At 62.6% G+C, this 12654-nt stretch carries 14 protein-coding genes and 2 pseudogenes; 7 read left to right on the top strand and 9 right to left on the bottom strand.

The window, feature by feature from the left end:
* Positions 1-231: 231 nt before the first annotated feature.
* Positions 232-801 carry a hypothetical protein gene (locus A7A08_RS10295; RefSeq protein WP_069095406.1) on the bottom strand — a complete coding sequence of 190 codons (570 nt, stop codon included), beginning with the start codon at positions 799-801 and terminating at the stop codon, positions 232-234.
* A gap of 188 nt (positions 802-989) precedes the next feature.
* Here A7A08_RS10295 and A7A08_RS10290 point away from each other — a divergent pair, with 188 nt between their 5' ends.
* The gene (locus A7A08_RS10290) at positions 990-1373 is read left to right on the top strand and encodes a helix-turn-helix domain-containing protein (protein WP_083226687.1); all 384 of its coding nucleotides are present in this window, start codon (positions 990-992) and stop codon (positions 1371-1373) included.
* Entirely contained in the window at positions 1370-2224 is an 855-nt protein-coding gene (locus tag A7A08_RS10285; protein WP_141693943.1) for a DUF6456 domain-containing protein, read from the top strand. The genes A7A08_RS10290 and A7A08_RS10285 overlap by 4 nt, the downstream gene beginning before the upstream one ends.
* A 35-nt stretch (positions 2225-2259) precedes the next feature.
* On the opposite strand, the pseudogene A7A08_RS10280 reads toward A7A08_RS10285, so the two are convergent.
* A pseudogene (locus A7A08_RS10280) lies at positions 2260-2729 on the bottom strand (SufE family protein).
* Between the two features lie 215 nt (positions 2730-2944).
* Positions 2945-3361 carry a DUF5330 domain-containing protein gene (locus tag A7A08_RS10275; RefSeq protein WP_069095404.1) on the bottom strand — a complete coding sequence of 139 codons (417 nt, stop codon included), beginning with the start codon at positions 3359-3361 and terminating at the stop codon, positions 2945-2947.
* Positions 3362-3786: 425 nt separating this feature from the next.
* On the opposite strand from A7A08_RS10275, the gene A7A08_RS10270 reads away from it, so the two are divergent.
* The 4 genes from A7A08_RS10270 (at position 3787) to A7A08_RS16310 (ending at position 7050) form a co-directional block, all read left to right on the top strand.
* Positions 3787-5565, top strand: coding sequence for a sensor histidine kinase (locus A7A08_RS10270; RefSeq protein WP_069095403.1), 1779 nt, complete (start codon positions 3787-3789; stop codon positions 5563-5565).
* A 110-nt stretch (positions 5566-5675) separates the two neighbouring features.
* Positions 5676-6389 carry a peptidoglycan-binding domain-containing protein gene (locus A7A08_RS10265; RefSeq protein WP_208430612.1) on the top strand — a complete coding sequence of 238 codons (714 nt, stop codon included), beginning with the start codon at positions 5676-5678 and terminating at the stop codon, positions 6387-6389.
* Positions 6390-6410: 21 nt separating this feature from the next.
* Complete coding sequence (locus tag A7A08_RS10260) at positions 6411-6770, top strand: DUF1491 family protein (RefSeq protein ID WP_083226661.1); 360 nt, start codon at positions 6411-6413, stop codon at positions 6768-6770.
* Positions 6771-6876: 106 nt separating this feature from the next.
* A complete protein-coding gene (locus A7A08_RS16310) occupies positions 6877-7050 on the top strand; it encodes a hypothetical protein (RefSeq protein ID WP_169822988.1) in 174 nt (57 codons plus the stop codon).
* Between the two features lie 62 nt (positions 7051-7112).
* On the opposite strand, the gene A7A08_RS10255 is transcribed toward A7A08_RS16310, so the two are convergent.
* The 5 genes and pseudogenes from A7A08_RS10255 to A7A08_RS10240 form a co-directional block, all read right to left on the bottom strand.
* The gene (locus A7A08_RS10255; RefSeq protein ID WP_069095401.1) at positions 7113-7679 is read right to left on the bottom strand and encodes a DUF1254 domain-containing protein; all 567 of its coding nucleotides are present in this window, start codon (positions 7677-7679) and stop codon (positions 7113-7115) included.
* A complete protein-coding gene (locus A7A08_RS15625) occupies positions 7670-8260 on the bottom strand; it encodes a DUF1214 domain-containing protein (RefSeq protein WP_083226685.1) in 591 nt (196 codons plus the stop codon). Before A7A08_RS15625 ends, A7A08_RS10255 begins: the two co-directional genes overlap by 10 nt.
* 580 nt (positions 8261-8840) lie before the next feature.
* Positions 8841-9479, bottom strand: a pseudogene (locus tag A7A08_RS16870) (transglycosylase domain-containing protein); the annotation flags it as partial.
* A 59-nt stretch (positions 9480-9538) separates the two neighbouring features.
* Entirely contained in the window at positions 9539-10588 is a 1050-nt protein-coding gene (locus tag A7A08_RS16865; protein WP_245290882.1) for a transglycosylase domain-containing protein, read from the bottom strand.
* 113 nt (positions 10589-10701) lie between these two features.
* Positions 10702-11058, bottom strand: coding sequence for a hypothetical protein (locus tag A7A08_RS10240; protein WP_069095398.1), 357 nt, complete (start codon positions 11056-11058; stop codon positions 10702-10704).
* Between the two features lie 296 nt (positions 11059-11354).
* On the opposite strand from A7A08_RS10240, the gene A7A08_RS10235 reads away from it, so the two are divergent.
* Positions 11355-11819: a hypothetical protein gene (locus tag A7A08_RS10235; RefSeq protein WP_069095397.1), complete on the top strand. Its 465-nt coding sequence runs from the start codon at positions 11355-11357 to the stop codon at positions 11817-11819.
* Between the two features lie 30 nt (positions 11820-11849).
* Here A7A08_RS10235 and A7A08_RS10230 read toward each other — a convergent pair whose 3' ends face one another.
* A complete protein-coding gene (locus A7A08_RS10230) occupies positions 11850-12512 on the bottom strand; it encodes a hypothetical protein (protein WP_069095396.1) in 663 nt (220 codons plus the stop codon).
* Positions 12513-12654: the final 142 nt, after the last annotated feature.

Raw genomic sequence — 12654 nt, 5'->3', positions numbered from 1 at the left:
CGAGCGGCTTGCCATTCTCATTCAGCCGAGTGGATAGCTTGTTCATGAAGCGCCTCACTGCGGCAAATATGTCTTCCGCCTCTTCCTCGGTATATTTGTTCTCAACATGCATGGTCGGATTGCGCCATGCCTCTCGGACCACATCCAAATGAGTGTGGCATGCCAGAAAAAATTCACCGTCCTTTTGACGCTTCCAAGAAGCGGCCTTATCGCGGGCGTCGATCTCATCTCTTATTTTTTTAGTATCTTCCCCCAGTTTTTTTCTCCTGCCTTGGTTGGGTCGTCGATTGATAGAGAGCGCGCCACAGATCTAATGCCAACCTCAAGAACTCGCATCAGATGAAATACGCAAGCAGTTGACCTTCGGAGCGCAAGACATTTTCCGGCCTCCTCGACTTCAAAAGCTGCGTTTTTGAATTTCTTCTCAACAGACTCTCCGAACAATGGAGTGTCTGCGCTGTAGAATTTTGACCGGTTGCGATCGATACAAAACACAGACACTAAACTGAGCTCATCGAACATCCGGCCCTGTATGTTCTTGTAGCACCCACTTACATCCCCGAACTTTAGCGATCCTGCTTCAGCGGTTGACCGCATTCCGTCAACTGCCATTTGAGTCAGTGTGAGACTAAGAGGCTTCATGGCCTCAGACAGATCATCAAGATGCTCTAGCAAGCTGTTCAGGGTGTCTCCAGACACCACGTCGTCCTTGTCGCCGTAGTTGGTCGACTCAAGTATTGCCTGTACGCGAGCTGACACCGCAGCAGCGTGGACAAAGGCGTGCGCTTTTACTTCCAGCATATCCCGCAGACTCCATAGCCTGCCGGGCCGCCATCTGTCCGCAGCCTCAAACTCTCGGTTGTATCCGGCAGGGTAGCTCACCCTACCGCCCCGCCTTGGGTACGTAAAGTATAACATCCTCAATTTATACCTATTGAAGGTTGAGGAGGTTGCCCCTCCGAGACCGCCGGAGAGGGGTGCAAATGGTCATGGCGGAGACAGTTCGGGCTTTAGATGTATCGCGCCGTCGGGCGGCGAGGATAACCGACCGGACTCATGTAGTTCGGCGGGCCAGCGAAGCCGCAGTCGCGGCGGCGTTCGGACTCGAGCCGGACGAGCTGAAGGCGGCGACCCGGGGACCGGCCAGAGCCGCTTTCGCACGGCAGACGGCAATGTATCTCGCCCATGTGGGCTGCGGGCTTTCCCTCACCGATGTCGGACGGGCGTTCGGGCGGGACCGAACGACCGTCGCCCATGCCTGCGGCGTCGTGGAAGACCAGCGCGACGAGCCCGAGTTCGATTTTATGCTCACTCATCTGGAAAGGGCGGTCGCGGCGCTGATTGCCGCGCTTGCGCCCGGGAGAGAAGCATGACCGGTCCGACAGGCGTTCGGCGGGCAGCGCTCAAGCGGGATGCGGATGCTGCGAAGCTCTTGCGCAAGCTCCTCCGGAAGGATGCAAGGCTGACAGCACGGGATGACGAACTGCTTCTCACCATGGCGGGTGGCGCGGCCGCGCGGGCGATCGATGCGGCCATCGTGCGGTACTGCATCTGCCAGGACTGGCTCCGCCCAAAGGGCAAGGTGGTCGTGCCGACAGACGCAGGCGAGGCTTGGCTGCGGCGGCTCGAGGGCGGGGACGAGGCCTATCGGCATCAGCATCAGATCAGGAACACGGCTGACGTAGAAATTGAGGGCGTGCGGCGCCCGGTGCTGGTGAACGAGGGGGAGAGCCCGCTCGGCTGGCTCAAGAATCGGAAGGACCGGAACGGACGCCCTCTGATCTCGGAAGCCCAGTATGAGGCGGGCGAGCGCTTGCGCTCCGACTACACGTTCGCTCATCTGACGCCGCGAGTGACGGCGAATTGGGGCGCTCTGGCACCGAGCGCCGGGGGACGCCGGGGGCCGCCATCGAACGCGGCGAGCCTGCGGGACGAGGTGATGGCGGCCAAGGCGCGGGTCGGAAAAGCGCTGGAGGCCGCGGGACCGGAGCTCGCCGGGGTGCTGGTCGATGTCTGCTGTGAGCTCAAGGGTCTCGAAGACGCGGAGAAAGCTCACGGTTGGCCGCAGCGCGCCGGGAAGGTGGTGCTGCAGATCGCATTGACGCGGCTTGCCCGTCATTACGGGCTGATCTCGAACGATCGCCGAGGCACAGGGCGGTTGCGGCACTGGGGCGAGGCGGATTACCGGCCGACCATCGAACGCTGGACGGGCGACGGCGATTGAGGACGGCTTGCAGGCGCAGGTAGCCTGGTTCTGCCTTAGCCGACTGCCGGCGAACCTTCGAGCGCAGTGCTGGCATCGGCGCGGATGCGGCGGACCATGGCAGAAAGCCCGTTGGAGCGCTGGGGCGTCAGATGCTCGGTGAGGTGCAGCCGCGTGAGCATTTCGTCGGCGTCGATCTTGAGGATCTCATCTGCGGGCTTGCCCGAATAGAGGGAGAACAGGATCGCGATCAGCCCGCGCACGATGTGGGCGTCGCTATCGCCCTGAAATGAGAGCGCGGGCGTTCGGCCGACGAATCGCCGGAATGGGTGGCGAGCCAGACCTGGCTGGCGCAGCCCTGCACCTTGTTCGCCTGCGTCCGTTCGTCTTCGGGCAGGGGTTCCAGCTTTCGGCCGAGCTCGATGACGTACCGGTATCGGTCTTCCCAATCGTCGAGGAGCTCGAAATCGGACAGGATATCGTCGAAGGCAGCGGGTGCGCCCGTCTCGGCAGAAGTATCGGTCATGGGAAGAATATAAGGGGAATGGCGGAAGGGTGCGAGCGGGCGGCCCAAAAAGAATGGGCGCGCACCGAAGCGGGAAAGGGCAAACCCGGCTTCAACGCGCGCCCTGGCAGACGGGGGCTGCCGATTGGATCGACGGTCTCATATTCGAGGTGGCCGCAAGGGCCACACGGAAAACTCAGCAAGGGCGCGCGGCTTACGCGCCCGACGACGACCGACTACGTGCCCTGCGGGCCATGCCAGGACGGGGAAAGGTCCGTCGGCTTCAGCGTGTTCTCGGACTTGCCGCTGCTGACTTCTTCCCGCTGGGCCGGCGCCATCACGTTCTGAGGCTGCGGCGCGACAAGCAGGGTGGGTTCGCCGGAGGCTTCATAGACGGCCGGCACCTCGACATCGTCGCCGGTACGCTCGTTGACGAAATTCATGACCATGCTGACGCCGAATTCGGCCTTGGCGATGAAGATCTCGAAATAATCTCCGCCTTTGACGCAGACATCGGGATTGCGCGTGCAGAAGCCGCTGATGTCCTTCACCGCCGCCTGAGCGGTGCCAAGAACGTCCGTCTGCTGGGCCCGATCAGTGGGGAGCAGCAGGATGACCACGATTATCCAAAACGCCATTCTGATGAGAAACATGACACTTGCCCTTTATCCCGACGGACCATCTCAACGGCCCGCTTTCCCTCAGATAAGGCCATCATAGATCATGCGATCTAAGGCCAGTTCACTTTCAGGGTGCGTTTTTGATTCGAATTTTATCTATCCGTTTCGACATCATTCTCCGCCGCTTTCCACTCGGCTTGGCGGAGTAGACACAGCCATGTCGCACGGATGATTCGCCCCCGATTCGCGTATCCATAACGACAGGGCCGAAATGAGCGTTCCCGCTAGGGCGGGGTTTCCGCGAGACATGGTTAACAGAGTAAAACCACGCGCGAAAATCCGCCGGTTTCCGGGCCGTTGCGGCGGCGCGGGCGCTTTATGCTTCTTTAAGTGAGGGGTTCGATACTGCGGGTCTTGAATCGGGGAGGTAAGCGGCGGTCCGCTCCGAAATGAAAGTTATGAGTATCAAGAGTCTCCGCGGCTTTGCTGCCTATTTTGCTTCGCTCGTCCACGAGACGGTGCGTGACGATCCATTGACAGCGGCCCGACATCAAACCTTTATCGCGCAGCGGATCCTCGCAGGTCTGCTGGCGCTCTGCGTGTTCCCTGTCTATCTGGTGCTGGCCGGCAAGCCGAGCCTGCTGGGTGCACTCGTGTTTCTGTGGTTTCTCACGCCGATCGCGCTCGCCTACTTCGTGTCGCGGACGGGAAAGCTGCAGACGGCTCATCTGATCTCCGCGATCAACTTTGCAGGCCTGATCACATTCTCCGCTTGGCTGACCGGCGGGATCTCCTCGTTTCTTCTGCCCTGGCTCGTCGTCGTGCCGATCGAGGCCGCGCTCGCGTCGAACCGCCGGGTTGTCCTGTGGTCGATGCTGGCGAGCCTGACCGGCGTCATCGTGCTCGCGGCGGGCAGCGGCCTCGGCGCCGTTCCACCCGCGCACCCGTTTCCATTCCCGCAATCGGTGCTGATGTCCTTCGGGCTGTTGACGGCTGCGCTCTATGGGGCCGGAATCGCGCTCAGCGTGCAGCTGGTGCACCGCAAATCTGATGATTTCATGCGGATGGGCGAAGAGCGCTATCGGCTGCTTGCGGAAAACGCGACGGACATGATCACGCGTCATGACGAGCGGGGCCGGGTGATCTTCGCCTCGCTCGCGTCTCAACAGCTGCTCGGCGCGCCGGCATCGGTGCTCGCGGGCAACGGGCTGTTCGAACGCGTCCACGTCGCCGACCGGCCGGCTTATCTGACCGCGCTTTCGCGGGCGCAGATCGACAATCAGCCGATGGCCGTGGAATTCCGGCTTCGGCGGCAAGGCGACTCGGGACCGGACGATTATATCTGGGCGGAGATGCGCTGCCGTCCGGTGCGCCAGATGCAGGGCGACGGGGCTGCCCGCTCCGTGGTCGCCATCACGCGCGATATCTCAGAGCGTAAAGCGCAGGAGGCGGAGCTGCTTCGGGCTCGGGATTCTGCGGAAAGCGCCAGCCGCGCCAAGACCCAGTTCCTGGCGAATATGAGCCATGAGCTTCGCACCCCGCTCAATGCCGTCATCGGCTTTTCGGAGATTTTGAGCCGCGAGCTGTTCGGCCGGCTCGGCGAGGATCGCTATCGCGACTACGCGCGGCTGATCCATGAAAGCGGCGGACATCTCCTGAATGTCGTCAACGATATCCTGGACATGTCCAAGATCGAGGCCGGCAAGTTCAACATTCTGAAGGAGCCGTTCGACGTCGGCACCCTGCTGAAGTCGTGCGTCGATATCGTGGGGCCGACTGCGGAGCAGAAGTCGCTCTCGCTGGAAGTGGAAATGCCCGTCGGCATGCCGGAATTGCTGGCCGACAAGCGTGCGTGCAAGCAGATGCTGCTGAACGTGCTGTCCAATGCGATCAAGTTCACCGACGAAGGCGGGCGGGTGCATCTGTCGGCACACGAGGTCGACGGGGCGGTTCACCTGCGGGTGCGGGATACCGGGATCGGTATCGCGGAGAAGGACCTTCCCAATCTGGGCAATCCTTTCGTACAGGCCGACAACTCCTACGACCGCAGCTATGATGGCGCCGGTCTCGGCCTGTCCGTGGTGAAGGGGCTGGCGCGGCTGCATGGAGGCCGGCTGGAGATCGAAAGCCAGCTCGGCGAGGGCACGACGGTTACCGTCATTCTGCCGAAGGCCGAATGCCGGCTGCCTGCCGAGCCGATCGAGACCGAAAAGGTCGAGACTGCCACAGCCGCGTAGGCTCCGCGTCCCGGAACGGCCAGCTCATTTAAGAAGTCTTTAGGATCACCGTTCACAATGGCGTCAGCCATCGAATGGCGATTCCCTGCTGGTTTTTCTGTGCGTCGAGAATGAGTTTGCTTCCAGCACGTTTGGTCTTTGTTGCGTTTATCGGGCTTTGCGGCCTGATCACCTACAACGCCCTCTACCTGCAAGATGTGCGGGGCGGCGCTGGACGGCTCACTGCGTCCAATGACGAAGGCGCTGTCGAAACGCCATCCGACAAACACACCACTTCCAAGACCGCTAACGCTCCCGAGGCGCAGGTGGATTCCACCGTGACGGGTGCCGCACCTGCCAAGGCGCCGGTACAGGAGGCCTCGTCCGCTCTGGTGACGGCGGTACAGCGGGAGCTCTCGGTGCGCGGCTACGATGTGGGGGACGGGGACGGCATTCTGACACCCGAGACGGAAGACGCCATCCGCAAATACGAGCTGGCCCACGGACTGGTCGAGACCGGCACGCCGAGCGACGAGCTTCTGAGGCATATCGTGCTCGGGGAAAGCCTGGGCGATATCGGCATGGCCCCTTCGACCGGGGGCCAAGGCAGCAGCGTCGCCACGCCGCCCGGCGACATGGTGCGCGCGGTGCAACAGACCCTTGCCGATCTCGGCTATGCGCCGGGACCTGTCGACGGCATGATGGGGCGGAACACGGCGGACGCCATTCGCCAATTCCAGAAGGACCGCAAGCTTGCCGAGACCGGAGAGATCTCGCCCACCCTGCTGCAGGAGATGGAGCGGGTCAGCGGACGCCGCTTCGCCGGCGGAAGCACCTATCGGTAATCCCCGCCCCGGATCGAATTCGTGACCCGTCTGAAGAGCGAGCTTTGGGTGCGCGCCTATATGTGGCGTCTCGAAGGCGAAGGGGTGCCAACCGTCATCGTGCGGCGCGGCAACACCGAAGCGGGCGCAATTTACATCCTGATCAATCGGCTCGACCGAACCGTCCGACTGTTCGGCCCGGCCCCCGCAGGCTTGGCCGAAGCGGCGGGCGAACGCAGCTTTGTGGCCCTGTTCGAGGGGCGGTTCGTGCCCGAGATCGATGCGAACGAGCGGCTGATGCGGGAGGCGGAATTCGACCCGGATCTTTGGGTGGTGGAGGCGGAGGATCGCGCCGGCCGACACTTCCTGGAGGATTGGCTGGCCGACGACGCCGGTTTTTGATCCCCGCCCGCTTAACGTCCCGTTAACTATAAGCACCTCCAATTGATGCTCTGCGGAGCACGGGGAGCGTGCTTCGAGACGAGATGGGGACTGACGGAGAAGCCAGATGGCCAGCATTCTGCAGTTCGCGCCGGCGGGGGACAGCAAGTCGCGTCGACGCCAGGAGCGGAACGAGACGCGCGGCGAGGTCGTGATCTTTCCGGGCGTGCGAATCGAACGTCATGAAGAGCCGGAAGAGATGCCGGCCGAAGCGCTGCGCAAACAGGCGAGCGAAATCTAGGGGCCGGCGCGTCGAGCTTCGGCAGTCCGGGACATGCAGTCCTGCGCCTGCCGTGAAGCGTCCTATTTGTCCTGTGCGCTATAGGGCCCGCAATACGCGTTGGCGAGCGCTTGTTCGGCAACCGACGCTTCGCTCTGGTCGTTCAGGGGCGCGCGGATGACGGCAATTCCTTCGAACGTGGGCGAGCGCACGACCGCGACTTGATCCGCTTCGACCGGCGCATCGACCCCTTCCTCGATGACAGTCTGATTCTCGGTCGCGATGACGAGATTGAAGAGCGGCCGAACGAGATCCTCTGCGTTGACCGCGTAGAAGTTGTCGCCGTCGGGCGTATAGAGGGCGACGACCCACAAGCCATTCTCCGTGGGCGTGACCAGCCGCACGGGGCCATCCGACAAGTCGAAGCGGCATACCGCGTAGCGGATATCCGGAGCCATCATCGACAGGATCTGCCGGCCCGATTTCCCACTCTCCAGACGGATGATCTTGTTGGCGTCGCCGGCCGCTTCCAGGCGCTTCCAGGCGGTCTGGGACGAGAGGTACGGCAGAGCGAATACACCCAGCACGTGAAGCAGTCCGGCGAGAACCACAGTCAGCAGCAGGAAGTAGGCGAAGTGTCTTAGCCGCATGACAGGCGCTCGATCTTGGGAAGACGGTCGAGGTCGATCTTGCCCACGCCGTCCGGGTCCGTCTCGGCGGGATAATAGATGCGCAGCATGAGGACCAGCGGCCGCTCAGATTTCTCGCCAGCGGGCAGCCAATTCCCCGGGCGGGCATGAGGCGACAGGGCGACCTCAAAGGTGCCGTCGCTGCGCCTGATCATACCTTCGCTGTTGATGCTGTGCCGGTCGGACGGGTTGTCGATCAGTTCGCCGTCGGCGTCGTAGAGTGCAAGAGACCACCAGCGAGCGTTGAGTGCGCCACCCTGCAGACGGTAATCGCAATTGGCGGTAAGGCCGCGGCCGGAATCGTCGTCGCGGGCGGAGAAATACCGGACGGTGTTTGAGGCGAGAGGGAGCCGGCCGCTCTCGGCGAGATAGGCCCTGGTGTAGGGATCGGCGGTGGTGTGGCCTTCGCTTGGCCAGCTTACCCAGGGACCATGGCGCTCGGTGACATAGGGCAGGCCATGGCGGAGCACCAGGAGCGCCGAACCGAATCCGAGAACGAGGGCGGCTGCGAAAGCCACGATGCCGAAAAGCAAGAAGCGCATGAGGCGAAGCCGATTCGAGGCTCTCTAGGGTCGCGCAAACGGAAAGCCTGGCGCGGAGCTTGTCAAGGCCGAGGATCGCTCGGCGCAGGCGTGAGGCAGCGACCGCATCATGCGATGCCGTTTGCTGGGCGCCGCCCGAAGCATTGTCCGCGCGACGGCGCTCCTCCCGCGGACCTACCGCCGGCACGAAGCCCGGCGCATCGGTGCGGTTGGAGCCTGGCGTCAGGCGCGGCGCACGGCGCAGCATGCCGCCGATCTCCTCCAGCAGATTGCGGGTGACGGTGGGCATGGCCTTCAGGCTTTCCGGGTTTGCCACCGGAATGGCGGCGGGCTCAACATCGGCGGAGCTGACGAGGCGCTGACGCTCGGCGACCTGCACGGGATGAAGCGGCACGCCGGGAATTTGCGGAATGTTGTTGGTGTCGTGGGCCATGACGAGGAAGTTCTTCCAAGTTTCCGCCGGGAAGCTGCCGCCGGTAACCCGCGCCATCGGGGTGAAGTCGTCATTGCCGAGCCAGACCCCGACGACGTATTGGCCGGTGAAGCCCATGAACCAGGCGTCGCGATAGTTGGAGCTCGTGCCGGTCTTGCCGACGCTATAGGTGAAGTCGAGCTGGGCACGGCGGCCCGTTCCCGCTTCCACGACGGTGTGGAGCATGCTGTTGAGCTCTTCGACCTTCTCGCGGGGAAAGATCTGCTTGGGCTCGGGCTCGTCGCGATCGTGGGAATAGACCTGCTCGCCTGTCAGGGTCGAGATCTCCTCGATGCCGTAGGGTTTCACGCCCTTGCCGCCGGAGGCGAAGACCGCGTAGCCGCCCGTATGCTGGAGCGGCGTCATGCCCGTATCGCCGAGCGCCATGGAGCAGGTCTTGCGCAGATGGGTGACGCCGATCTTGCGCATGTTCTCGAGCACGGTCTCCCGATCGACCTCGAGAGACAGTTTCACGGCGACGGTATTGATGGATTTGGCTAGGGCGGTGCGCAACGTCATGGCACCGCGATAGCCGCCGGCGTAGTTCTTCGGCGACCAGCGCCCGCATTTGACGTAGCCGTCGCGGACGATCGAGTTCGGCGTGTAGCCGTGTTCCAGGGCCGTCAGATAGACGTAGGGTTTGAACGACGAGCCGGGCTGACGATAGGCCTGGGTGGCGCGGTTGAACTGGCTCTCGCCGTAATCATCGCCACCGACCAGGGCGCGCACGGCGCCATCGGTCTCCATGGCGACAAGGGCAGCGCCGTCGAACCGACGGGACCGGCTATAGCGGGACATGGTGTCCTTCACCGCCTTCTCGGCCATCTTCTGGAGGGAGACGTCGACGGTGGTGCGGGCAACGACGATGTGCTGGGACTTGCCCCGGAGCAGGCGGCGAACCTCGTCGAAGGCATAGTCCAGGAACCAGTCCGGCGTATAGAAATCGCCGCGCTCCACGATCTGGGCCGGGTGGTTGCGGGCGCATAGACCTGGCCCTCCGTGAGATAGCCGGCCTCGACCATGTTGGTAAGCACCTCGTTTGTGCGGGCGCGGGACAGCGCCAGGTTCACATGGGGCGCATAGCGGGTCGGCGCCTTGAACATGCCGGCAAGCATGGCGGACTCGGCAAGGTTCAGGTCGCGCACGGATTTACCGAAATAGTATTGGGCAGCCGCTTCCACGCCATAGGAGCCGCCGCCGAGATAGGCGCGGTCGAAATATAGCTTTAGCAGCTCCTTCTTGGTGTAGTGGGCCTCCAGCCAGAAGGAGATGAAAAGCTCCCTGATCTTGCGCTCGAGGGTCTGCTCCGGCGACAGGAACATGTTCTTGGCGAGCTGCTGGGTGAGGGACGAACCGCCCTGAACGACGGCGTTGGCGCGCGCGTTTTCGGCCATGGCACGCAGGGTGCCCATGACGTCGATGCCGAAATGTTCGAAGAAGCGGCGATCCTCCGTGGCGAGGGTCGCCTTGATGAGGGTGTCGGGGATCTCCTCCAGGGGCACGGAATCGTCGCGAAGCAGGCCACGCTTGCCGATCTCGTTGCCGTAGCGGTCGAGGAAGGTGACGCTGTATTCGTCGGACAGATTGATCTTGCCGCGGGCGATATCGAAGGACGGCAGGGCGAAGGCGGAGACCACAAGAAGGCCGCCGGTTGCGAGGGTGAGGCCGTCGCAGGCGAGCTCGTTGAAGAATTTGAGGGGGCCCTTCACCTCGAAGCGCCCGAAGAAGGTGGAATAGGCACTGCCCCAGTCGCGGATGCGCATCCACGCGCCGTAAAGGCCGGAGTCGATCCATGCATCGATGGCGAGCCAATCGATGAGCTTGCGGCGCCGGTTGCCGTTGAAGAGATCCCGCAAATCTGCCCCCGGGAAATTCGGTCGAAGTTGTTGAGGTTATAGCGGGATTGCGGCGGATTGTTGGGATTTTCGCCGAATTGGAGGGGCCGCCGACGCGCTCGCGCCTGCGCCGGCTAGTTTTCCGGGGGAACGTCCGACATGAGCGTTCCGTCCTCGGGCCGCTCGGGGAACGCTTCGGCGGAATTCGGGTCGAAGCCCTTGTCCTCCATGCAATCGACGAAGGCGCGTTCAGCAGAGCCGGGTCGCAGGCGGGAGAAGATGGAGAGCATGGACTTCATGCCGCTCTTGCGCGTCTGCTCCTCGCATTTGGTCTTGGCGTCTGCGAGGGCCTGGGCGCGGGCTTCCGGCGTCTGCTGGAGGACCTGGAATTCGTCGGTGGGCAGCTCCTTCTTGCTGCAGCCGGCAATGAGCAGGCTGGCGGCCAGGAGCAGGACGGCGAGCAGGCTGGAGATGTGGGAGGCTTGTGACAACGGGCCGTTCTCCGACCTTCTGAAGGAACAGACAGACTGCACGCGAAGACTCCCCCGGGGCGAGGCATACCCGCTAGCCCATGCACGCGTGTGTGGGAAGGCTTATGAGTGCTCAGGAGGACTATTTCAGGGCAGGGACGTGCCAGGAAGTCACAGGGGTGTGAAGCCCACAGGCTTTTCCTGCGGGAATTTTCGGCGCGGTGCCTGGAAAAGCGGCGTTAGACCGCAGGGGAGAGTAGGGGCGCAGGCGAAGTGGGGCTAGACTTCCGGCGGTTGAGATCGGGAGGAGAAGCCCAATGAGACTCAAGATAACCAAGACGATTCTTAAGCCGGGGTCGATATGCGCCAGCAAGACGCTGGCTTTGTTGGCCGTGGCCGCGATGGCGGGCGTTGCGCTGCCGGGCGGCACCGGCGCCGCGGAGCTTTGCGCCAGCGGCGACGATGGGACGCGCATCTCCTGCCTCACCGAGAAGGTGGCGGCGCTGGAGACGAAGCTCGACGAGATGGGGGAGGCGCTTGAGGACAAGGCGGAGAAGCGATCCGCCGATGTGCCGGGCCAGGACCCGGAGGACGACATCGTGCGCTTCGGCAGCGGCGTGATCATCCGCAATCAAGACATGCGCATCTTCCCGCGCTGTCTGGACAACCCCGGACCCGACATGCCGAACCAACTCGCGGTCGTCATGGCGACGTCGTGCGCGCCGGCGGCCGGGCAAACGTGGCTTATCGGCCGGCCTTATGCGGCATCGGAGAAGAAGTAGGGCAAGCGCTCACCGCCAGCGGTGATCGTCCTACTCCGCCGCCGGCTCGATACGCACGTCCACTTCCGGATAGGCTCCTTGCAGGCGTTCAGCCGTCTCCTCGGCTTCGTGCTTCGGCATGGATTCCATGATGACATCAAAATCGGGTTCTTGCGCCGCAGATACATCATCGGAATCTTCGACCTGATCGTCGAGCTTTGGCCTCGCAGCCGCTTCCGCCAAACCCTCGGGAGCCGTGCCAAAGAACATTCGAACTGCATTTCCAAAGGTTACGAGTTCAGCACCCGAGCTGGGTTCCCGGTCTCGCTCTTGGCCGTAAGCCGGCGTGAAAAGACTGAGTAATGCTCCCTCGTTCGACGGTCCGACCCGATCGTTGCGGTAGATCGCGGGTTGAACCAAACCTGCCTCCGCTGGAGGCCCACCTGCCCAGGTCGTCACCATCGCCGGGGCGGAGATTGCGGCAATAAGGAGCTTCTTTGGGTCCGTTTCATCGACGACGTATGCGACCAGGGCGCCCAAGAAGAGGAGCGGCCCCACCAGGATTAGGTAGGCGTAACCCATGAGGGCGACGGCAGTCTCGTTGCCTTGCTGCATAAACTGTTGGAGGGCCGGGTAGTCCTGTCCCAAAAACTTGACGAGTAGCGAAGCGAGACCGCCAGCCGCTCCAAGCAGAACCTTTTCAACTATCGGCATCGCATTCCCCTTCCTCACCGAAGACAACTATAACGGGAAATATAGACGCTAACTCGCGCGTGTACTAGTGGAATGCGTTCCAGAGAATTAGGAATAAAGTCCTAATTATATACTTGACAAAAGTGGCCTCTGATCATACCTT

The sequence above is a fragment of the Methyloligella halotolerans genome, assembly GCF_001708935.1.
GTDB lineage: Bacteria > Pseudomonadota > Alphaproteobacteria > Rhizobiales > Methyloligellaceae > Methyloligella > Methyloligella halotolerans.
This window is presented reverse-complemented; position numbering and strand designations above follow the sequence as displayed.

Bases quoted from the DNA above. Each gene is read 5' to 3' on its own strand.
- A7A08_RS10295 (WP_069095406.1), bottom strand. From the start codon at position 801: ATGCTGGAAGTAAAAGCGCACGCCTTTGTCCACGCTGCTGCGGTGTCA.
- A7A08_RS10275 (WP_069095404.1), bottom strand. From the start codon at position 3,361: ATGTTTCTCATCAGAATGGCGTTTTGGATAATCGTGGTCATCCTGCTG.
- A7A08_RS10235 (WP_069095397.1), top strand. From the start codon at position 11,355: ATGAGACTCAAGATAACCAAGACGATTCTTAAGCCGGGGTCGATATGC.
- A7A08_RS15625 (WP_083226685.1), bottom strand. From the start codon at position 8,260: ATGCGCTTCTTGCTTTTCGGCATCGTGGCTTTCGCAGCCGCCCTCGTT.
- A7A08_RS10290 (WP_083226687.1), top strand. From the start codon at position 990: ATGGCGGAGACAGTTCGGGCTTTAGATGTATCGCGCCGTCGGGCGGCG.
- A7A08_RS10270 (WP_069095403.1), top strand. From the start codon at position 3,787: ATGAGTATCAAGAGTCTCCGCGGCTTTGCTGCCTATTTTGCTTCGCTC.
- A7A08_RS10285 (WP_141693943.1), top strand. From the start codon at position 1,370: ATGACCGGTCCGACAGGCGTTCGGCGGGCAGCGCTCAAGCGGGATGCG.
- A7A08_RS10230 (WP_069095396.1), bottom strand. From the start codon at position 12,512: ATGCCGATAGTTGAAAAGGTTCTGCTTGGAGCGGCTGGCGGTCTCGCT.
- A7A08_RS16310 (WP_169822988.1), top strand. From the start codon at position 6,877: ATGGCCAGCATTCTGCAGTTCGCGCCGGCGGGGGACAGCAAGTCGCGT.
- A7A08_RS10255 (WP_069095401.1), bottom strand. From the start codon at position 7,679: ATGCGGCTAAGACACTTCGCCTACTTCCTGCTGCTGACTGTGGTTCTC.
- A7A08_RS10265 (WP_208430612.1), top strand. From the start codon at position 5,676: ATGAGTTTGCTTCCAGCACGTTTGGTCTTTGTTGCGTTTATCGGGCTT.